This is a genomic window from Sphingomonas sp. SORGH_AS_0879, assembly GCF_030819175.1.
Lineage (GTDB): Bacteria > Pseudomonadota > Alphaproteobacteria > Sphingomonadales > Sphingomonadaceae > Sphingomonas.
In genome coordinates, this window is sequence record NZ_JAUTBJ010000002.1 from 3,297,374 (window position 1) to 3,315,878 (window position 18,505).

General features: G+C 65.2%; 23 protein-coding genes and 1 tRNA gene. 11 read left to right on the forward strand and 13 right to left on the reverse strand.

All coding sequences use genetic code 11. The features are described from left to right. Positions 1 to 43: 43 nt before the first annotated feature. The 6 genes from QE379_RS15575 to QE379_RS15600 all read right to left on the reverse strand — a co-directional run bounded on the left by QE379_RS15575 (position 44) and on the right by QE379_RS15600 (position 3,998). The gene (locus QE379_RS15575; RefSeq protein ID WP_307001906.1) at positions 44 to 637 is read right to left on the reverse strand and encodes a hypothetical protein; all 594 of its coding nucleotides are present in this window, start codon (positions 635 to 637) and stop codon (positions 44 to 46) included. A 499-nt stretch (positions 638 to 1,136) separates the two neighbouring features. Beyond that, positions 1,137 to 2,114: an endonuclease/exonuclease/phosphatase family protein gene (locus tag QE379_RS15580; RefSeq protein ID WP_307001907.1), complete on the reverse strand. Its 978-nt coding sequence runs from the start codon at positions 2,112 to 2,114 to the stop codon at positions 1,137 to 1,139. A 7-nt stretch (positions 2,115 to 2,121) separates the two neighbouring features. Then, positions 2,122 to 2,571 (reverse strand): hypothetical protein, encoded by a 450-nt coding sequence (locus tag QE379_RS15585; protein ID WP_307001909.1) that lies wholly within the window; start codon positions 2,569 to 2,571, stop codon positions 2,122 to 2,124. A gap of 28 nt (positions 2,572 to 2,599) precedes the next feature. Further along, a complete protein-coding gene (locus QE379_RS15590; RefSeq protein ID WP_307001910.1) occupies positions 2,600 to 3,058 on the reverse strand; it encodes a hypothetical protein in 459 nt (152 codons plus the stop codon). Positions 3,059 to 3,103: 45 nt separating this feature from the next. Next, the gene (locus QE379_RS15595; RefSeq protein ID WP_307001911.1) at positions 3,104 to 3,457 is read right to left on the reverse strand and encodes a hypothetical protein; all 354 of its coding nucleotides are present in this window, start codon (positions 3,455 to 3,457) and stop codon (positions 3,104 to 3,106) included. Between the two features lie 37 nt (positions 3,458 to 3,494). Continuing rightward, entirely contained in the window at positions 3,495 to 3,998 is a 504-nt protein-coding gene (locus QE379_RS15600; protein WP_307001912.1) for a helix-turn-helix transcriptional regulator, read from the reverse strand. A gap of 62 nt (positions 3,999 to 4,060) precedes the next feature. Between QE379_RS15600 and QE379_RS15605 the strand changes: the two genes are divergently transcribed. Next, entirely contained in the window at positions 4,061 to 4,264 is a 204-nt protein-coding gene (locus QE379_RS15605; protein ID WP_307001914.1) for a hypothetical protein, read from the forward strand. A gap of 407 nt (positions 4,265 to 4,671) precedes the next feature. Here the strand turns inward: QE379_RS15605 and QE379_RS15610 are convergent. The 3 genes from QE379_RS15610 to QE379_RS15620 form a co-directional block, all read right to left on the reverse strand. Continuing rightward, positions 4,672 to 4,756 (reverse strand) — tRNA-Leu (locus tag QE379_RS15610). A 58-nt stretch (positions 4,757 to 4,814) separates the two neighbouring features. Beyond that, complete coding sequence (locus QE379_RS15615; RefSeq protein ID WP_307001916.1) at positions 4,815 to 5,111, reverse strand: hypothetical protein; 297 nt, start codon at positions 5,109 to 5,111, stop codon at positions 4,815 to 4,817. Between the two features lie 46 nt (positions 5,112 to 5,157). After that, positions 5,158 to 6,672 (reverse strand): YifB family Mg chelatase-like AAA ATPase, encoded by a 1,515-nt coding sequence (locus tag QE379_RS15620; protein ID WP_307001917.1) that lies wholly within the window; start codon positions 6,670 to 6,672, stop codon positions 5,158 to 5,160. Between the two features lie 178 nt (positions 6,673 to 6,850). On the opposite strand from QE379_RS15620, the gene rpmH reads away from it, so the two are divergent. The 6 genes from rpmH (at position 6,851) to QE379_RS15650 (ending at position 10,799) form a co-directional block, all read left to right on the forward strand. Then, positions 6,851 to 6,985, forward strand: a complete 135-nt coding sequence (rpmH, locus tag QE379_RS15625) for a 50S ribosomal protein L34 (RefSeq protein WP_007404632.1) — start codon at positions 6,851 to 6,853, stop codon at positions 6,983 to 6,985. An 8-nt stretch (positions 6,986 to 6,993) separates the two neighbouring features. Further along, positions 6,994 to 7,431 (forward strand): ribonuclease P protein component, encoded by a 438-nt coding sequence (rnpA, locus tag QE379_RS15630; RefSeq protein WP_307003253.1) that lies wholly within the window; start codon positions 6,994 to 6,996, stop codon positions 7,429 to 7,431. A gap of 2 nt (positions 7,432 to 7,433) precedes the next feature. After that, complete coding sequence (gene yidD / locus QE379_RS15635) at positions 7,434 to 7,646, forward strand: membrane protein insertion efficiency factor YidD (protein WP_042490341.1); 213 nt, start codon at positions 7,434 to 7,436, stop codon at positions 7,644 to 7,646. Positions 7,647 to 7,664: 18 nt separating this feature from the next. Continuing rightward, entirely contained in the window at positions 7,665 to 9,362 is a 1,698-nt protein-coding gene (yidC, locus tag QE379_RS15640; protein ID WP_307001919.1) for a membrane protein insertase YidC, read from the forward strand. Next, positions 9,359 to 10,033 (forward strand): ribosome biogenesis GTP-binding protein YihA/YsxC, encoded by a 675-nt coding sequence (gene yihA / locus QE379_RS15645; RefSeq protein ID WP_307001921.1) that lies wholly within the window; start codon positions 9,359 to 9,361, stop codon positions 10,031 to 10,033. The genes yidC and yihA overlap by 4 nt, the downstream gene beginning before the upstream one ends. A 103-nt stretch (positions 10,034 to 10,136) precedes the next feature. Beyond that, positions 10,137 to 10,799 (forward strand): glutathione S-transferase, encoded by a 663-nt coding sequence (locus QE379_RS15650; RefSeq protein ID WP_307001923.1) that lies wholly within the window; start codon positions 10,137 to 10,139, stop codon positions 10,797 to 10,799. 137 nt (positions 10,800 to 10,936) lie between these two features. Here QE379_RS15650 and QE379_RS15655 read toward each other — a convergent pair whose 3' ends face one another. Next, on the reverse strand, positions 10,937 to 11,107 hold the full coding sequence (locus tag QE379_RS15655) for a hypothetical protein (protein ID WP_307001925.1): 171 nt from the start codon (positions 11,105 to 11,107) through the stop codon (positions 10,937 to 10,939). A 119-nt stretch (positions 11,108 to 11,226) separates the two neighbouring features. Here QE379_RS15655 and dapE point away from each other — a divergent pair, with 119 nt between their 5' ends. Beyond that, positions 11,227 to 12,342: a succinyl-diaminopimelate desuccinylase gene (gene dapE / locus QE379_RS15660; RefSeq protein ID WP_307001926.1), complete on the forward strand. Its 1,116-nt coding sequence runs from the start codon at positions 11,227 to 11,229 to the stop codon at positions 12,340 to 12,342. Here the strand turns inward: dapE and QE379_RS15665 are convergent. From QE379_RS15665 to QE379_RS15675, 3 genes are read right to left on the reverse strand one after another with little or no spacing between them, the layout of a single operon-like run. Then, positions 12,320 to 12,847 (reverse strand): Smr/MutS family protein, encoded by a 528-nt coding sequence (locus QE379_RS15665; protein ID WP_307003256.1) that lies wholly within the window; start codon positions 12,845 to 12,847, stop codon positions 12,320 to 12,322. The two genes, dapE and QE379_RS15665, sit on opposite strands and share 23 nt — an antisense overlap. A gap of 25 nt (positions 12,848 to 12,872) precedes the next feature. Next, complete coding sequence (locus tag QE379_RS15670) at positions 12,873 to 14,231, reverse strand: murein transglycosylase A (RefSeq protein ID WP_307001927.1); 1,359 nt, start codon at positions 14,229 to 14,231, stop codon at positions 12,873 to 12,875. A 25-nt stretch (positions 14,232 to 14,256) separates the two neighbouring features. Next, entirely contained in the window at positions 14,257 to 14,880 is a 624-nt protein-coding gene (locus tag QE379_RS15675) for a Tim44/TimA family putative adaptor protein (RefSeq protein ID WP_373461865.1), read from the reverse strand. A 220-nt stretch (positions 14,881 to 15,100) separates the two neighbouring features. Here QE379_RS15675 and secB point away from each other — a divergent pair, with 220 nt between their 5' ends. Genes secB through trpS form a run of 3 tightly spaced genes read left to right on the forward strand, consistent with a single transcriptional unit; the run spans position 15,101 to position 18,223 of the window. Then, entirely contained in the window at positions 15,101 to 15,616 is a 516-nt protein-coding gene (secB, locus tag QE379_RS15680; RefSeq protein WP_307001928.1) for a protein-export chaperone SecB, read from the forward strand. A gap of 13 nt (positions 15,617 to 15,629) precedes the next feature. Next, the gene (gene murJ / locus QE379_RS15685) at positions 15,630 to 17,207 is read left to right on the forward strand and encodes a murein biosynthesis integral membrane protein MurJ (RefSeq protein WP_307001930.1); all 1,578 of its coding nucleotides are present in this window, start codon (positions 15,630 to 15,632) and stop codon (positions 17,205 to 17,207) included. Between the two features lie 8 nt (positions 17,208 to 17,215). After that, positions 17,216 to 18,223 (forward strand): tryptophan--tRNA ligase, encoded by a 1,008-nt coding sequence (gene trpS / locus QE379_RS15690; RefSeq protein ID WP_307001931.1) that lies wholly within the window; start codon positions 17,216 to 17,218, stop codon positions 18,221 to 18,223. The last annotated feature ends 282 nt before the right edge of the window (positions 18,224 to 18,505 follow it).

Genomic DNA, 18,505 nt, shown 5'->3' on the forward strand with positions numbered 1-18,505 from the left:
TCTAGCGAGTGGCTGGCCGCGATCGACGCAGCCAGCCAGTTCCTTATTTCGCAGGTTGCGGCGCGACCGGCACAGTCGCGTTGACCGCAAGCGGAGGCGGCGCGGTGGCAGCAATCGAAAGCGGCACGTCCTCGTCGACGAAGCTCTTCACGATCGACCCGGCCGGGACCTTGGCACTGGTGCCGGTCATCAGGAAGCCCGCCACCGGAACCAGGGCGATTGCCCCCACGACGCCAGCCGTCCCGGTCACACCCTTGTCGTCGAACGCTCCCGACATGCGGATTTGGCGACCATTGACGGTCACGAACAGGACGCGACCTGCAAGGTGACCCGACTTGCCCCACATGCCCTTGTTACGGACGTCGGTGATCTCACCCATTGCGGGGCTGCCAGCCGGAATGACGGTGACCCCATTCACGACGACCGGCTCGGCCGTTTCAAGGTGAAAGCGCTGCCCGACGCGGAGTTGCTTGCCCTTGGTGGTCAACTCTTCGGAAAGGCGAAGAGGAACCTCGGTCCCGACACGCAGGACAGCGGCGTTAGTGGTAGGAGCAGCGATCGGCGTCGGTTGAGCGATTTGCGCATGCGCAGCGACAGAAGCGAGCGCAATGGCGCCCGCCAGGCAATACTTCAACATCAGATAACCCCCGTTTCTGATTCGCAGTCTGCGAAGCATTGCGGGAGATTAGGATTTATAAAGTGGGTTTAGTCAATTGCCCAATGCTGCCACTATGACCGGAATGGTACGCCTGACGTATCCGGCAATCGCGATAAGCATTGGAAACGCCATGACCAGCGCAAGGGCGCAGATCTGAATCCAATCCAGAAGGCTGCGCCACCTGCTGATCGGTGGATTACTTGATCGGCTTCGCACCCGGCGTCCCGCACTTAGCAAACTTCCCATTTGCGGCTTTGCAGCGCGTTGCCTTCGATGCAGCGGCCTCAGGGCACTTCACAAATTTCCCCTTCGCGTCGCGACACGGCGCTGCGATCGATGGCGTAGCAACGGCGATGAGCGAAAGAGCGGATGCGATAACGGCAAGCGAGCGCATGGGTCTTCTCCTACCCGTGAGTCGGGTGAGCGGATGCTATGCCTCGTAGCGGGCCTTCGCCAGAGGCGTTGCGGCTGCACAATCTCAACCGGAGATGAGCGCGCTAACCGGACAGTGATCGGACAGATGCTTTTGCCCAGGCGCATAGGTCGTCTCGGCAAATCCACTCGCCTGTCCCGCCACCCGACGATCAAAGACGATGTGGTCGATGAACGAGCGGTACCGAGGATCGCACCGTGGCGTCACACCTTCATCAGCCAGTCGCAGATCGGAGTTCGCAGGATTGCCGTCGTCGAGTTCCGTCCAGACGGCGTCACCAGCCTCAGCCAGGCGGCGGTTCCAGTCCCCGAGGACGATGAAGCGATCAGGGCCAACGGCCGCCCGGTCAATCCAATCCTCCAACACCGGCACCTGCTGTTGCAGGACATCACAGGCTTGGGCGCGGTCACCTTGGAAACAGCCGGACTTCAGATGGACCGCGAGCAACCGTGTGGGCTGGTGGCCCGGCGCCCGCACACGAACGTCGACCCCCGAACGCAACTGCGGGTTGCCGAGTTGTAGCGCCGTGACGTCCGGGTTGCGGTCGATCGCGATGCCCTTCCTGATCGCGAACCCGACGGCCTGACGGATAAATTGCTGCTCAGGGTGCTTGCCCCCGCAACTGCCTGACGCAGCACCCGGGCGCTTTTCCATCACGATCGTGTAGCGCTTCGGATCGAACACCCGCGCCGCCGCCGCCTCATTCTCCGCTTCTTGGAAAGCGATCACGTCGGCATCAAGCGTGTCGACGATCTGGCGCATGGCCGTATAATCGGCATCGGTGCGCGGCTCGCACCCTGTGCCGTTCCTCTCCGCCAAGAACTCCAAGTTCCAGGACGCCACCTTGAGCGGACGGGTCCCAACCGCTTCATTCGCTGCGTCTCGGGTTGGTGCCTGTGGGGCAACACACGAAGTTAGACCGGCCAGCAGCGACACGACGAAAACAGAGCGGATGATCATGCCTGATGTGTGCCAAGGCGTGGGTCGGGATACAATGTGCTTCGAACTGGCATCCGGCGGCATGTCGCATTTAGGGGCAGTCCTTCAGGTACCTTATCATCTTTTCGACGCCAGCGGGTGTAAGACCGAGCATTCGATAGCGCCCGTCTCGCTGGTCCGGCCACGAATGCACCAGTCCCTCACGCTCTAATAAAGTGATCCATCGTAACGCCGTTGTTTGGGGCACGCAGGCTCCGATGCACGTCGCGCTGACCGACTGCGGCGTCCCCTTCTCATAGGCAATGAACAGATCAAGGAGGATGTCCCATCCTGGCTCTCCGAAAAGAACCCCGTCATTGCCAAAATGCTTCTCTCGTCGCCTACGCTCGGCATAGAGCTTTCGCGCCTTAACGGACTCATGTTCGACATCTTTGACAGGGCATTCCACCGGCCGCATTGCTGTTAGCTGAAGAACCAAGGCAGTTACTGCTTTTTGGAGTTCGGCGACCTGGGCATCCAGAGGCACGTCCAAACTGGACATCACGCCGTCTCGAGTTGGCAAAAGGCAATTATCCGCTTGCGGCTTGCCATTTCCATGAAGCATCGTGTCCGAGCAGTCGCTTGCGCCGGCAATGCCGCCATGTGCCAACAGCGGTCAGCAGTAGCATGGCGTACCCCCAAAAGCGGATTTGAAAGCCATAACCGATGGGCAACATCTCGGGTGTCACGGCCTTCGCCACGTGGGCTATGACGGTAGCGGCTTGAAGCCCCGCTACCCAAACCGGCCAAAAGCGCCGTGAGGCTATCGCCAGTACGGCAAGGGCTATGAGGAGTATAAGATCGATTATGAAAATGCCCCACGAGACCGTTGTGTGGGCATACTGGTGCGGCAGCCTGGGAACCGCGAATCCCGCTAAGAAGGCCGCCAGCTGCAACACCATTGCGATCCTCTCGACCGCGCCGCCCCTGGCCCAGACGTAGATAAAGCATAGCGCAAAACCCGTGACGAAGATCATGAAGGTGTTCATGCCGACTGAGCGCTCCCCATTTCGCACTCAGTCGGCCGAGACAATTCAGGCGTCAACCGCATGGCGCGTTTCGTGGCGCATAACCGCAGGCGGCGGGGGCGGCGTATCGCCGTAATCGCCGTAAGAAACCGCCCCCAGTCCTATTTCATACTGCGCTTCACGCAGGTCGTAATGGGCTTCGTGGATGAGATTACGCGCTTCGATCAGCCGCACGTTCGCTAACGCGACGTTCTCCAAGCTCCTCTGTGCGATCGTCAGGGGTGCCCTAGCGCGACGGCGACCATCGATTATAGCCATCGTCAGCTTGGCGTTGCGAATGATCGCAGCATCCAATTCCTGCTCGTAAGGTATCAGTTCATTCGCGATAGAATGAGCGACGGCAAGGCGTTCTTTGCGCATAGATTATCTCCGCCGAAGGCGGGGATACCGCCGTCAGCTATCCGGTGCTTTTTACGAGGTGCCAGATCGGCCGGAAGAAGCTCGCGAGCCCCACGCCCATTGAGATGGAGAGGGCCAGCGCCGCCATGGCCGCTATGGCGATTGCGAAAATCCAGAAGACGGTTGCTATCGGAGATAGGTCATTTCGGTTCTGCTCCCCTGTCGATAGCGGCAACCCAAGACCATATGCACGGTAATGCTGGGGCCGTGGAGCTACCGGCTCAATTGCTGGTGCACCGACGTCATCGGATTGACCCGGCTGATCCACCCGTGCTGGATCACCCCCGATCCGATCAGGGGGGAAATTCGCGAAAACCATAGCTGCCGCTTCCCGGCGGTCCTTCGCGCCAAGTACTTGGACTGCTTCAGCAATGTATCCATCGACCGTTGTCTTGGAGATACCGAGCTCGCGCGCGATCTCTTTTGAGATTCGGCGCTCCCAGACGAGGCGCAGGCATTCCAGCTGCCGGGGGCTTAGCGATTCGGCCGTCGTTCGATCCATTCCCGATCTGTTATCCGATTTTTAACTTGTCCTACTCCCATTATTCCTCTTTGCCGGCAGACATGCGCAAAACCGATCATACGCCAGATTTTCAGAGACTGAGGCGATTAATCACCGAAGCTTTAGCGATCGCGGATACTCACCGCCTTCTCGACATTGGCATCTGCCTAGATAGCGCCTTGGTTCGACTATCGGAGATCGAGGGGCTTGGAAGCGGTTTCGACAATCACTCATCTGTCGAAGCTTCGGACCAGATCAATCATTGACCGCGCCAGCCGCGCGGCGATCGGACTCGATTGCCTATGCTCTACCGACGCGAATTTAGCTGCTGTCCGTGAGACACAGAGATGCGGATCGCCGTCTCGTTTCGCCTTCGGCGAAGGAGCCGCTTTATGGGCTCGTGGCGACTGGCGATATAACGACAGTCAAGCTGGGTCGTCGACGCCTTGTCCAGGTCGCGTCGCTGAAGCGATTGGCGTCCGAAGGGTACACGCCACCCCAGCGATACGTGAAGACCGAGCCAATCCACAGGGAACTATCAGAAAGGCCTTTGTTCGCCGGAGATCGCCGATGTTCGGCATGATCTTAATCAGAGTGAGGGAACGAAAGGTGGTATAGAATGGTGCGGAAAGCGCAAAACTGGCGCAATCTCAACACCTTACACCCCGTAGGATGGTGCCCCTGGCCGGACTCGAACCAGCATGCCTTGCGGCGTTCGATTTTGAGTCGAATGCGTCTACCAATTTCGCCACAGGGGCAGCGAAGAGGCGCTGCTAGACGAGGGTGATGCGGGGCGCAAGCGGTGATTGTCGTCGCCTACGGACAATCATGCGTGGCGATGCAGACGAAATAGACCAGGGTCGTCATCAGCACCAATGCCATAGCGACCAGATAGAGTGGCAGGATCAACCACTTGGTGCTCCTTCGCACGGTAAGTAGGGCCAGCCCGATGAGCCCCGGCGTCACCGCAAGAGCGGCGAGGCCATAGATGAAGATCGGCTCCTGCGGCCCCCACGCCACCGGGTCCGACCACAGGATCGCCAACCATGTCAGCGGCGGCCCCAACAGGATCAGGGCCGCGATCCCCGTCGCGCGGGCCAGCGTCGATGCCATATGCCGCTTTGCCATGGCCGAACGTTCCACGCCGCGACCGCGCGCGTCAATTGGTCGGAGGGCGCTGGCGATAGCTGAGCGCTTCGGCGACATGGATGCGCCCCACCCGCTCCGTGCCCGCGAGGTCGGCGATGGTCCGGGCGACCCGCATCACGCGGGTATAGCCGCGCGCGGTCAGGCGCATCCGCTCCGCCGCCTCGGCCAGCAGCGTGCGCCCCGCTTCGTCCGGCATGGCCCAGCGTTCGAGGAGAGCACCGTCCGCCTCCGCATTGGTACGGACAGTGACAGCCGCGTCGCGATACCGCTCGGTCTGGAGCGCACGGGCCGCCGCCACGCGCCGAGCGACCATCTCCGACGATTCAGCGGTGGAGGGTTGGAAGAGATCGACGGCGCGCACCGGCTGGACCTCGACCGACAAATCGATTCGGTCGAGCAGCGGCCCCGAGATCTTCGCCTGATAATCGGCGGCACAGCGCGGCGCGCGTGCACATGCCAGCGCCGCGTCGCCCAGATGGCCGCAGCGGCACGGGTTCATCGCCGCGACCAGTTGCACCCGCGCCGGGAAGGTCACATGCGCATTGGCGCGCGCGATGCTGACCGTTCCCGTCTCCAGCGGCTGGCGGAGCGAATCGAGCACGGCGCGTTGAAACTCGGGCAGTTCGTCGAGGAACAACACGCCCAGATGCGCGAGGCTCACTTCACCCGGTCGCGCCTTCAGCCCGCCGCCGGTCAGCGCCGCCATGGATGCGGAATGATGCGGCGCACGGAAAGGTCGTGTCCGGGTCAGCCGCCCGCCGGCCAGCGTGCCCGCCACCGACTGGACCATCGACACTTCCAGCGCCTCGGCGGCGTCGAGCGGCGGCAGGATGCCCGGCAGACAGGCCGCCATCAGCGACTTGCCCGATCCGGGCGGTCCGCTCATCAGCAGGTTATGACCGCCCGCCGCCGCGATCTCCAGCGCGCGACGGGCATTTTCCTGTCCCTTGACCTGGGACAGATCGGGGCCGGGCGCACCGTCCTCTACCGTGCCGCCCTCCGGCACAGGCAGGACGCTGTGGCCTTTCAGATGGTTGATCAGCGACAACAGGTCGGGCGCGGCGATCACCGAACCGCCGCCCGCCCAACTCGCCTCCGCCCCTTGCGCGGCGGGGCAGATCAGCCCCTTCTCGACCGAGCCCGCATGGATCGCCGCCAGCAGCACGCCCGGCGATCGGCCGATCCGCCCGTCCAGCGCCAGTTCGCCCACCACGACATGGTCGGCCAGCAGTTCGGCGTCGACGACCCCCATCGCCGCCAGCAACGCAAGCGCGATGGGCAGGTCGAAATGCGATCCTTCCTTGGGCAGGTCGGCGGGCGACAGGTTCACCGCGATCCGTTTGGGTGGCAGGGCAAGCCCCATGGCGGCGATCGCGGCGCGCACCCGCTCGCGGCTCTCGCCCACCGCCTTGTCGGCGAGGCCGACCAGGTTGAAGGCGGGCAACCCCGCGATCAACTGGACCTGCACCTCGACGGCGCGCGCCTCCAGACCCAGATAGGCCACCGTGGACACGATGGTCGCCATATGCTTTGCCCCCTCATGCGCGCTCTCCCGTGCCCGCCGGTTCTTCCTGCAAAGGATGGCGTCGCATCGCAAGTGATGACTGGCGATTGACTTGAACACGCGCTTTGCGTAAGCGGCTTGCCACCAAGGCCGTCCTCGTGGCGGCCGTTTTTATTCAGACGTATCCAAGGAATGAACGATGAAGCGGACCTTTCAGCCGAGCAATCTGGTGCGCGCTCGCCGTCACGGCTTCCGTGCGCGGATGGCGACGCCCGGCGGCCGTGCGGTGATCCGGGCGCGTCGCGCGCGCGGCCGCAAGAAGCTGTCGGCGTAATCACGACGCTGACCCGCCGCCGCGATTTCCTCGCGGCCAATGGCGGGCGACGCGTGGCGATGCCCGGCTTCGTGCTGCAGGTTCGCCCGCGTGACGACGGTGAAGCGACGATTCGCGTCGGCTTCACCGTCACCAAGAAGATCGGCAACGCGGTCGTTCGCAACCGGATGAAACGCCGGTTGCGAGCGCTCGCGCGCGATCTTTTGCCGGTCAAGGGCATTGCCGGCGCGGACCATGTCCTGATCGGGCGGCAAGGCGGGATAGAGCGCGATTATGCCGCGCTCACCGCCGAACTGGCCAAGGCCCTGACCCGCGCCGCGAATCCTGAAACCGCCACCGACCAGCGACCGCGCGAACCGCGCGTCCACCATGGTCGCGGCAAGGGGCGCGGCCCCCGTGGCGGCGCGCATCGCCAGCCCGCCACCCCGACTCAAGAGCCCGCGTGACCCTGTTCGCGCGGGCCTTGATCCTCATCGCGCGGGGCTGGCAACTCGGCCCCTCGCTGATCCTGCCGCCGACTTGTCGCTATCAACCCTCCTGTTCGGCCTATGCAATACAGGCCATTGGCCGCTATGGCGCGGTCAAAGGGGGCTGGTTGGCGCTCAAGCGCATTGCGCGGTGCCATCCCTGGGGCGGGCACGGACCCGACCCGGTACCCTGACACAACTGGGGTTTCGACGTGAACCAAGACCGCAAGAATTTCGTCGTGTTCGCGGTGATCGCAGCGCTGATCCTGTTCGGATGGCCGCTCATCCAGAACAAGTTCTTCCCGAGCAACCCGCCCGCGACCAGGATCGAGGGCGGCAAGCAGGTGGCCGTGGCCAATTCCACCGCCAACCCGACCGCGACGACGCCCCGCGCGATTCGCGATCGCCGCGTGGTGCTGGCCGAAACCCCGCGCGTGGCGATCGAGACGCCCCGCCTGAAGGGCTCGATCAACCTGAAGGGCGCACGGATCGATGACCTCGTCCTGCTCGACTATAAGGAAACGGTGGCGAAGGATTCGCCCCCGATCCGCCTGTTGTCGCCGGGCGGCGCGGAGGGTGCCTATTTCGCCGGTTTCGGCTGGCGCACCGACGGACTGAACCCGCCCGCCGCCGATGCCGTCTGGACCCCCAGCGCGCCGGTGCTGCGCCCCGGCCAGCCGGTCACGCTGTCCGCCGCCAACGCCACGGGCCAGCAGTTCCGCATCACCCTGTCGGTGGACAAGGACTATATGTTCACCGTCCAGCAGACGGTGGCCAATGGCGGTAATGCGCCCGTGCCGGTTGCGGCCTATGGTTACGTCAATCGCGGCATTTCCGCCGATCCCGACACCTGGACGATCCATGTCGGCCCGATGTCGGTCAATAACGGTTCGGCCAATTACGGCCCGAACTGGAAGGATCTGGACAAGGCCCCGACCCGCTTCACCACCACCGGCGGCTGGCTGGGCTTTACCGACAAATATTGGCTGGCGACGCTGATCCCCGATCAGGCCAAGGCATTCGACGGCCAGTTCCGTGCCGGTGCGGGCCAGACCTATCAGGCCGACTATACGCTCCAGCCGCAGACGCTGGCGCCGGGCAAGCAGATCACCCAGACCACCCGCTTCTTCGCGGGTGCCAAGGAAGTCGCGCTGCTCGACCGCTATACTGACAAGGAAGGCGCGACGAAGCTCGATTACGCACTCGACTGGGGCTATCTGCGCGTCCTCGAAAAGCCGATCTTCTATTATCTCGACTGGCTGTTCCGTCTGGTCGGCAATTTCGGCGTCGCGATCATCCTGCTGACCGTCACCATTCGCGCGCTGATGTTCCCGATCGCGCAACGCCAGTTCGCCTCGATGGCGGCGATGCGCGCGGTGCAGCCCAAGATGAAGGCGCTCCAGGAACGCTACAAGGACGACAAGGTCCGTATGCAGCAGGAGGTCATGGCCCTCTACAAGCAGGAGAAGGTCAATCCGCTGGCGGGCTGTCTGCCGACCCTGATCCAGATTCCGATCTTCTATGCGCTCTACAAGGTGCTGATGCTGACGATCGAAATGCGGCACCAGGGCTTCGTGCTGTGGATCAAGGATCTGTCCGCGCCCGATCCGCTGACCCCGGTCAACCTGTTCGGCCTGCTGCCCTTCGTGCCGCCGCACTTCATTGCGATCGGCGTGGTGCCGATCCTGCTGGGCATCTCGATGTATTTCCAGTTCAAGATGAACCCGCAGCCGATGGACGATGCGCAGAAGCAGGTCTTCGCGATCCTGCCCTGGGTGCTGATGTTCGTGATGGCGCCGTTCGCGGTCGGCCTTCAGGTCTACTGGATCACGACCAACTGCATCTCGATCCTGCAACAGCGTTTGCTCTACGCCCGCCATCCGGGCCTGAAACAACCGGTGGCCAAGTGAGCGACCTCCCCCCCCCTGCCCCCTCCGAAGAGCCGACCGGCTTTTCGGAGGAACTGGTCGAGTCGGCGCGCAAGCTGTTCGCCGGACCGGTCACCTTCCTGAAGTCCGCGCCCGCGCTGACATTCCTGCCTGACCCGATCGTGCCGGAAGTCGCGGTGGCGGGGCGGTCGAACGTCGGCAAGTCGTCGCTGCTCAATGCGATGACCAACCGCAACGGTCTGGCCCGCACCTCGAACACGCCGGGGCGGACGCAGGAGTTGAATTTCTTCGACGTCGGCACGCCCCCCGTGCTGCGGCTGGTCGACATGCCCGGCTATGGTTTCGCCAAGGCGCCCAAGGACATGGTCAAGCAGTGGCGGTTCCTGGTGAACGACTTCCTGCGCGGACGGCAGGCGTTGAAGCGTGCGCTGGTGCTGATCGATTCGCGCCACGGCATCAAGGAAGTGGATCGCGAGATATTGGAGATGCTGGACCGTGCGGCGGTCAGCTATCGCATCGTGCTGACCAAGGCGGACAAGGTGAAGGCGACCGAACTCGCCGCCGTGGTCGAGCGGACCCAGGCGGAGGCGCGCAAGCGTGCCGCCGCGCACCCCGACATCCTGGCCACCTCCAGCGAGGGCGGCATGGGCATTCCCGAACTCCGCGCGGCAGTGCTGGAAGCCATCGGCTGATCGCCGTCCTCGCCACCGGATCAGGAAGGCCCGTTCGGTTCCCTCGAACGGGCCTTTTTTGTGCGGTTGCGGCGCGGGTTCGGGCTCGTTACCCCTTGGTCCCATGAAGCTGATCATCGGTAACAAGGCCTATTCCTCCTGGTCGCTGCGCGGCTGGCTCGCCTGTCGACAGTCGGGCTTGCCCTTCGAGGAGGTGGTCGTGCCGCTCTATGACGAGGATTGGGACAAGCGCCGCGAAGGGGCCGAGTTCGCCCCCTCCTCCGGCAAGGTGCCGATCCTGTGGGACGGCGAGGCGGTGGTGTGGGACAGCCTGGCGATCATCGACTATCTGGCCGACAAGGTGGGTCGCGACCGCTTCTGGCCGGAGGACGATGCCGCCCGCGCCATGGCCCGGTCGATGGCGGCGGAGATGCACTCCAGCTTCGTCGCGCTGCGTCGCAAGCACAGCATGAACATCCGTCAGGTTTATCCCGCCCAGACCCCGGACGAGGATGTGGTCGTCGATCTCAAGCGGATCATGGAGCTATGGGCCCAGGCTCGGGCACGCTTCGGGGGCGGGGGCGATTTCCTGTTCGGCGCGTTCGGCGCGGTCGACATCATGTTCGCGCCGGTCATCACCCGGATCGTGACCTATCAGCTTCCCGTCGCGCGCTTCGCCCTGCCCTATATGGACGCGGTGCTCCGCCATCCCTTCATGCAGGACTGGATCGCCGCCGCACAGGAAGAGGAATGGGTGATCGAACGGTTCGAGCAGCCGGTGGCTTAGGCACGGCTGTCTTCCGATCGAGCGGTGGGGCGTGGCCTTCGACTTCGCTCAGGCTGAACGGCATTTTGTATCCCGCCCATATCCCCACCTCCGTTCAGCCTGAGCGAAGTCGAAGGCCACGCTAACCCGCCCCGACATCATTGCGCCGTCGGCGGCACCTCATTTAACGGCGCGCGCTGCTCCGTCGCGGGTTCGGCGACGCGCGAGGCGAAGACATAGAGCAGGATCGCCGCGATCCCGACCGCGATGACCAGCCATAGCGCCAGCCGTCCGCCCGCCTTATGCCCCTTGTGATCCGGGTCGTTCATCGCGTCACTCCTGTTACCAAAGACGAACAACGATGCCGGAGCGCCGGAGGTCCGTCCCACGTGACGATCGTCATCGACAGGGAATTGCCGTTCGCCGCGCCGCTGCCTATGCCCCCGGCATGACCGACGTGCTGCAACTCGCCCAGTCCCTGATCCGCGCCGACAGCGTCACGCCCGCGCGCGGAGCCGTGTTCGACGTGCTGGAGGCGGCGCTGCTGCCGCTGGGCTTTACGGTCGATCGCTTCACCATCGGCGAGGCGCCCGATGGCCCGGTGGAGAATATGCTCGCCTCCCGCAACGGCACGGGGCCGCATCTGGCCTTTGCCGGGCATGTCGATGTCGTCCCCGCCGGGGAAGGCTGGCAGGGGTCGCCCTTTTCGGGTGAGGTGCGCGATGGCCTGCTGTTCGGGCGCGGCGCGGTGGACATGAAGGGCGCGGTCGCCGCCTTCGTCGCGGCGATCTCCCCCGCCCCCGGCGTCCCCCTGTCGCTCATCATCACGGGGGATGAGGAAGGCCCGGCCATCTACGGCACCCGCGCGCTGATCGACCGGATGGCGGAGCGGCGTATCGCCCCCGACCTGTGCCTGGTCGGTGAGCCGACCTCCGCGCACCGGCTGGGCGATATGATGAAGATCGGGCGGCGCGGCTCGGTCAATATCTGGATCACCGTGCCGGGGCGGCAGGGGCATGTCGCCTATCCGCACCTCGCCGACAATCCGATCACCCCGCTGGTCGCGATGCTGGCGGAGATCGAGGGGGTGACGCTCGACACCGGCAATGCCTGGTTCCAGCCGTCCAATATCGAGATCACCGACCTGCATGTCGGCAATCCGGCCCACAACGTCATTCCGGGATCGGCGCAGGCGCGGCTGTCGATCCGCTTCAACGACGAACAGAGCGGCCAGGCGCTGATCGAGCGGATCACCGCCATCGCACGCGCCCAAGCCCCTGCCGCTGAGGTGACGGGCCGCATCTCGGGCGAGGCGTTCCTGACCCAGCCGGGCGCATTCTCCGCCATGATCGCCGACGCGATCCGGGCCGAGACCGGGATCGAGCCCGAATTGTCGACCACCGGCGGCACATCGGACGCGCGCTTCCTGTCGAAGCTGTGCCCGACGGTCGAGTTCGGCCTGCTCAACGCCACGATGCACAAGGTGGACGAGGCGGTAGCGGTCGACGATCTTTACGCGCTGACCCGCATCTATGCGGGCGTCATCGCTCGCGCGGGCGCCTGAAGACGATATAGAGCGCACCCTGCCCGCCATGGCGCGGATGGGCATTGCGGATCGCCGCGATCGCATCGGCGTGACGCGACGCGCCCAGCCAGTCGCTGATCGCCGCACGGATCGCACCGCGCGCATGGGGCCGCTCGCTTTCGGGACGCGGCGGCTTGCCGGTCACGAGCAGCAGCACCCGGTCCCCGCGCGAAATCGCCCGCCCCAGCCCCTGGTCGAGCATCGCATGGGCAGAGGCCAGCGTATGGCCGTGCAGGTCGAGCGAACTGTCGGGCATCACGCTACCCCGCGACAGGCGCTTGTCCCAGCCGCCGTCCAGCGTCTCGCCCGGCCCCTTTTTCGGCGAGGGCGACGGCGGCGCGGGCTGGCGCAACGGTGGCACCCGGCCCTTGACCCGCACCTTTGGCGCGCCCGGCGTTTCGTGAAACACCGCCTCCATGGTGGGCGGCGGAGCTGCGGGGCGGGCGGGGACGACGGCGGCGCGCAAGGGCCGCACCGTCTCCATCACCCGCGCCCAGAGTTGCGCTTCGTCAGGGTTGAGGGGACGCACCGACCATCCCATCCGGGCCGACTACCCCGGCCCGTGCCAGCGTGCCGACCGGCAGCAGCAGGAACGCCGTGCCCCGCGCCGACATGCCGCCCGCCACGGCCCGCGCCGTCTCACCCGCACCCCAGAAGGTGTCGAAACGGTTGGTGCCCTTGATCGCGCCGCCCGTGTCCTGAACCACCCACAGGCCGGTCACGTCCTGCCGGTCCATCGACAGGAAGACGGGCGCACCCAGCGGTACGAACTTCGGGTCCGCCGCCGCGCTGACCTGCCCCGTCACCGCATAGCCCATCGCCCCCTGCGGCGCGCCGTTCAGCTCGCGAAAGAACACGAAGCTTTTATTCTCGCGCATGATCGCGCGCCCCTCTTCGGGATGGTCGTGCAGCCATTGCACGATCCCCTGCATCGAGGTCTGGCCCGGCCCCAGCAACCCGCGCGCCTTCATCAGCGCGCCGATGCCGGTGTAATCTCGGCCATTCTGGCTGTCATAACCGATCCGCATGATCGTGCCATCGGGCTGACGCAACCGCCCGGAGCCCTGGATCTGGAGGAAGAACACCTCGATCGGGTCCGCCCCCCAGGCCAGCACGGGGGCACGGCCCTCCAGCGAGCCCTGCTCGATCGCGGTACGGTCGTCATAAGGGACGAGGTTGCTGCCCTGCACCTTGCCGCGCACCTTCTTGCCCTTCAGATCGGTCGAGAAGGCACCCAGATCGACATCGATCAGGTCGCGCGGGCGGGCATAGATCGGCACGTCGTAACCGGAGCGGCGCTCGCGCGATCCGGCGATCTCGGGTTCATAATAGCCGGTCGCGAGCGAACGCCCGTCGCCGACCTGCACCGCCTCGAAATAGCGCATGAAGAAGTCGCGGGCACCGCCGCGCGCGACGCTGGCGGCGGCCTGGCAGGCCGGTTGCCAGTCGGCCCCCTGGGTCAGTCCGCTGGTATCGGTGCGCCGCATCAGTCCCGGACAGGAGAGCAGGAACGCGGCCCGCGCGGCCTCGGCCTGCGGCTCGGTGATCGGCAGGGTCGCGACGGCCGGTCCGGCGATCAGCCCCGCTTGGGCCGCATTGAGCGCCCCCGGCACGGCGACCACCGGGGTCGCGGGCAACGGCGTGGATGGCAGGATGCGCACCGGTCCCGAGGGCACCCGCGACACGCTGGGGCCGTTCGGCTGTACCGGCGAGCCGCCGGCCTGGGGGCGCGGCACCGGGCGGGCGGATGGCTGATGCGGCGCGCGGGACGGATAGTCCCCTGACGCACCGGGCGGCACGATCCGCCCAGCACAGGCCGAAACGCCGATCGAAAGCGCGACGATCGCCGCGACGCGAAACCCTTTCAAGGCCCCCTATCCCCCCGTAACCGCGTCAGGCTTCGTCGGTGTCGACAAGCTTCCAGTTCGGGTCGCCGCTCTTGAGCGTGCGGGCGAAGGTCCAGACGTCATGCGTCTCGACCGCATCGCTCAGCGAACCGGCGATGACGTTACCCTCGGCATCGCGGGTGATGGCGGCGATATCGGCGTCGAAGCGGACGGTGATCCGCGCCTGACGCCCCTCGACCTGTGCATCGACGATCCTGGCGCTGTCGATACGGATCAGACGGTTGTCGAGCGTCTGCCCCGCCTCGCGCCGCTGTTCGATCGCTTCGGAGAAGGCGGCCAGCACGTCCGCCTCGACCAGATCGGCCAGCGCGTTCTCATCGCCCTTCCAAAAGGCTTCCAGCGTCATGCGATACGCCGCCTGCGCGCCGCCCAGAAACTGGGTCACGTCGAAGCCCGGCTCGCCCGAGATGACCGAGCGCAGGCCCTGTTCGGCGCGCGGGTCGATATTGCGGTTCACCACCGGCGTCGTTCCCTGCACCGGCTCGGCGGCGCGCGGCAGAGTCACCGGCAGCGGGCGGTCGTCGGCACTGCGCGCCAGCGGCTGCTGTTCATGACCCGTGCGCTTGCCCAGCACGCTGTACAGCCTCAGTGCGAGGAAGAGCGCGACCATCGCGAGAAGAACGACGTAGAATAACAACACAGGCGCCTTTCACTATCAGGACCGATATAGGCGCACGGGCCGACAATGAAAACCCGCGCTCCCGACAGAAGAGGGCAAGGTTGAATCCGTGCCTGCCCGCTGCTACGCGCAACGGCCACTGGGCCGAACGCGCGAACCCGCCCTTTCGGTTCCCTAATCCCCTTTGATCTTACGCGAGAAGGTATTGACGATGGACGAACAGGGTTTGCCGCAGGGCTTCGAAGCGCCGACCGCCGAGGGCGAGGATGCGGGCCCCGCCGCCGGTCTGATCTCGCAATATGTGAAGGACCTGTCGTTCGAGAACCCGAACGCACCGGGTATCTATCAGGCGCAGACTGCCCCCGGCATCGACGTGCAGTTCAACATCGCCGCCAGCCAGGTGGGCGAGGAAGTCCACGAACTGGTCCTGAAGATCGAGGTTCGCGCCGAGTCCGAGGGCAAGACCGCCTTCATCGTCGACCTCAGCTATGCGGGCCTGTTCGGTTTCCGCAACGTGCCCGCCGACCAGATCCAGCCCTTCATGCTGGGCGAAGCACCGCGCCTGCTCTTCCCCTTCGCCCGCCGCGTGCTGGCCGATGCGGTGCGTGACGGCGGCTTCCCGCCGCTGATGCTGGAGCCGATCGACTTCGCGCAGCTTTATCTGCAACAGGCCGAGGCGCAGGCGGGCACCGCCCAGCCCAACACCCCGGAAACCGGCCACGCCTGATCCGGACTGACCGATGAACCTGACCAAGGCGTTGGGCTCGGTCGGCGGGCTGACTCTGGCCAGCCGGGTGCTTGGTCTGGTTCGCGATTCGCTGTTCTTCCGCTTCGTGGGCGCGAATTTCGCCTCCGATGCGTTCCAGATCGCGTTCCGCCTGCCCAACATGTTCCGCGCGCTGTTCGCGGAAGGAGCCTTCTCCGCCGCCTTCATCCCGATGTTCAACCGCAAGGTGGCGGAAGGTGACAAGGCGGAGGAAGGCTCCGGGCTGGCGCAGGGGCTGGCCTTTGCCGAACACGCGCTATCGGTCCTCTTGCCGGTCCTGATCGTGATGACCGCGATCGTCGAGGTCGCGGCCTGGCCCGTCACCTGGGTCCAGACCTTCGGCTATGGCAAGGGCAGCGCGGCGCAGTTCGACTATATCGTCCTGCTCAACCGGCTGACCTTCCCCTATCTGCTGTTCATCAGCCTGGTGTCGCTGCTGGGCGGCATCCTCAATTCGCTGAATCGTTTCTGGGTGAATGCGGCGGCGCCGATCCTGCTCAACCTGACGCTGATCGTCGCCCTCCTGTTCTTCCACACGCACGACCCGATGGCGACCGCGCGGAATCAGGCGATCGCGGTGTCGGTCGCGGGGCTGCTGCAATTCGTCTGGCTGTGGTGGGCCTGCCGCCGCGCCGGTGTGCGGCTGAAACTCCGCTGGCCGGTCATCAATGATGACGTCAAACGGTTGATGAAGCTGATCCTGCCCGCCGCCGCGGGCGCGGGTGCGGTGCAGATCAACCTCGTCATCTCGACCGCGCTGGCCGCGCGTTTCCTGCCCGCCGGATCGGTGTCCTATATCTATGCCGCCGACCGGCTGAACCAATTGCCATTGGGTCTGATCGGCATCGGTCTCGGCACCGTGCTCCTCCCGACCATTTCCCGCCTGTTGGGTGCGGGTCGCGAGGTGGAGGCGATGGAGACGCAGAACCGGGGCATGGAACTGGCGCTGCTGCTCACCCTGCCCGCCACGGTCGCCCTGATCGTCTGTGGCCAGCCGATCGTCGCCGCGCTGTTCGAGCATGGCAAGTTCACCGCGACCAACAGCTATTACACCGCGCAGGCGCTGGCCGCCTTCTCGATCGGACTGCCCAGCTATATTCTCGTGAAGGTGCTGACGCCGGGCTATTATGCGCGGGCCGATACGCGGACGCCGGTGCGCTATGCGACCTGGTCGATGCTGGTCAATCTGGTGCTGAACCTGATCTTCATCTGGTGGCTGGGCCATATGGGCCCGCCGCTCGCCACCGCGATCGCCTCGACGGTCAATGTCGTGCTGCTCTATCGCACGCTGGCCAGGCGCGGGCATTTCGTCGCCGATGCGCAGTTGCGGCGGCGAAGCTGGCGGATGCTGCTCGCCGCCATCCTGATGGGCGGGGCAATGGCGCTGCTCAATGCGCAGTTCCAACCCTATGTCACCGGCACCAATATCGAGCGCTGGGGCGCGCTCCTCCTACTGGTCGCGACGGGGATGCTCGTCTATGCGGTGGCGACCTTCGCGACCGGGGCCTTCCGGGTCACGGATATCAAGCGGCTCGTTCGCCGCAACAGTTGAGGACCATCATGCGCGTCGTTTCCGGCATCAAGCCCACGGGCAACCTTCATCTCGGCAATTATCTGGGCGCCGTGAAGCAGTGGGTCGCGATGCAGGACGACATCCAGGCCAAGGGCGGCGAGACGATGTACTTCATCGCCGACCTGCACGGCCTGACCGAATGGATCGCGCCCGCCGACATGGCCGCGAACACCATCGAGATGACCGCGACGCTGATCGCGGCGGGCATCGATCCCGAACGCTCGATCCTGTTCAACCAGACCCGCGTGCCGCAGCATAGCGAACTGGGCTGGTTGCTGAACAATGTGGCGCGGGTCGGCTGGCTGAACCGCATGACGCAGTTCAAGGACAAGGCGGGCAAGAACCGCGAGGGTGCGAGCGTCGGGCTGTACGACTATCCGGTGCTGATGGCGGCCGATGTGCTGCTCTACAACGCGACGCACGTGCCGGTGGGCGAGGACCAGAAACAGCATCTGGAACTGGCGCGCGACATCGCGACCAAGTTCAACAATGATTATGAGCGCGAGGTCTTCACCCTGCCCGAGCCGCTGATCAGCAAGGCGGCCCCGCGCATCATGTCCTTGCGCGACGGCGCGTCGAAAATGTCCAAGTCGAACCCGTCGGAGATGTCGCTGGTCAAGCTGATCGACAGCGACGACCAGATCGCCGAGAAGTTCCGCAAGGCCAAGACCGACCCCGACGTGCTCCCCGACACGCTGGACGGGCTGGAGGGCCGACCCGAGGCGCGCAACCTGGTCACCATCTACGCCGCGATGGCGGACCGTGAACCGGCGGACGTGCTGGCGCAGTTCGCAGGGCAGGGCTTCGGCGCGTTCAAGCCCGAACTGGCGGATCTGGCGGTGGCGACGCTCGGCCCGATCCGCGAGCGGCTGACCCGGTTGCTCGACGATCGCGGCGAAGTCGGCCGTATCCTGGAACGCGGTGCGGAGAAGGCTCGCGATCTGGCCGCGCCGATGCTGCTCGACGTGCAACGGACCATGGGCCTGCAAATCTGATGCGCTCCGGCCCTGTCGCAGACGAACAAGCGGCGGGGGCGGTGCGGGTCGGGAATCGCGTGGCCTTCGACTTCGCTCAGGCTGAACGGATTATGTGGCCCGGTGCCAGCGAGATGGGCCGCATACCAAACCCCGTTCGGACTGAGCGAAGTCGAAGGCCACGCGAAGTAGACGCCTCCGGGGCGGCAATCGGCGGCTGGCTGGCAAGCCTGGACTGAATCATCCCGCCCCCTTACGCTCGGACGCCTTGGCGTGGCGTCATGGGCGTTTTCGACCGGGACC

Coding starts and splice junctions, on each gene's coding strand:
- QE379_RS15615 (WP_307001916.1), bottom strand. CDS start 5,111: ATGGCATCGACGCTGGCCCGCGCGACGGGGATCGCGGCCCTGATCCTG.
- QE379_RS15620 (WP_307001917.1), bottom strand. CDS start 6,672: ATGGCGACCATCGTGTCCACGGTGGCCTATCTGGGTCTGGAGGCGCGC.
- murJ (WP_307001930.1), top strand. CDS start 15,630: ATGAACCTGACCAAGGCGTTGGGCTCGGTCGGCGGGCTGACTCTGGCC.
- QE379_RS15675 (WP_373461865.1), bottom strand. CDS start 14,880: ATGGTCGCGCTCTTCCTCGCACTGAGGCTGTACAGCGTGCTGGGCAAG.
- QE379_RS15600 (WP_307001912.1), bottom strand. CDS start 3,998: ATGGATCGAACGACGGCCGAATCGCTAAGCCCCCGGCAGCTGGAATGC.
- dapE (WP_307001926.1), top strand. CDS start 11,227: ATGACCGACGTGCTGCAACTCGCCCAGTCCCTGATCCGCGCCGACAGC.
- trpS (WP_307001931.1), top strand. CDS start 17,216: ATGCGCGTCGTTTCCGGCATCAAGCCCACGGGCAACCTTCATCTCGGC.
- QE379_RS15595 (WP_307001911.1), bottom strand. CDS start 3,457: ATGCGCAAAGAACGCCTTGCCGTCGCTCATTCTATCGCGAATGAACTG.
- QE379_RS15665 (WP_307003256.1), bottom strand. CDS start 12,847: ATGGAGACGGTGCGGCCCTTGCGCGCCGCCGTCGTCCCCGCCCGCCCC.
- QE379_RS15605 (WP_307001914.1), top strand. CDS start 4,061: ATGCGCAAAACCGATCATACGCCAGATTTTCAGAGACTGAGGCGATTA.
- QE379_RS15585 (WP_307001909.1), bottom strand. CDS start 2,571: ATGTCCAGTTTGGACGTGCCTCTGGATGCCCAGGTCGCCGAACTCCAA.
- rpmH (WP_007404632.1), top strand. CDS start 6,851: ATGAAGCGGACCTTTCAGCCGAGCAATCTGGTGCGCGCTCGCCGTCAC.
- QE379_RS15655 (WP_307001925.1), bottom strand. CDS start 11,107: ATGAACGACCCGGATCACAAGGGGCATAAGGCGGGCGGACGGCTGGCG.
- QE379_RS15580 (WP_307001907.1), bottom strand. CDS start 2,114: ATGCCGCCGGATGCCAGTTCGAAGCACATTGTATCCCGACCCACGCCT.
- QE379_RS15590 (WP_307001910.1), bottom strand. CDS start 3,058: ATGAACACCTTCATGATCTTCGTCACGGGTTTTGCGCTATGCTTTATC.
- secB (WP_307001928.1), top strand. CDS start 15,101: ATGGACGAACAGGGTTTGCCGCAGGGCTTCGAAGCGCCGACCGCCGAG.
- QE379_RS15575 (WP_307001906.1), bottom strand. CDS start 637: ATGTTGAAGTATTGCCTGGCGGGCGCCATTGCGCTCGCTTCTGTCGCT.
- QE379_RS15650 (WP_307001923.1), top strand. CDS start 10,137: ATGAAGCTGATCATCGGTAACAAGGCCTATTCCTCCTGGTCGCTGCGC.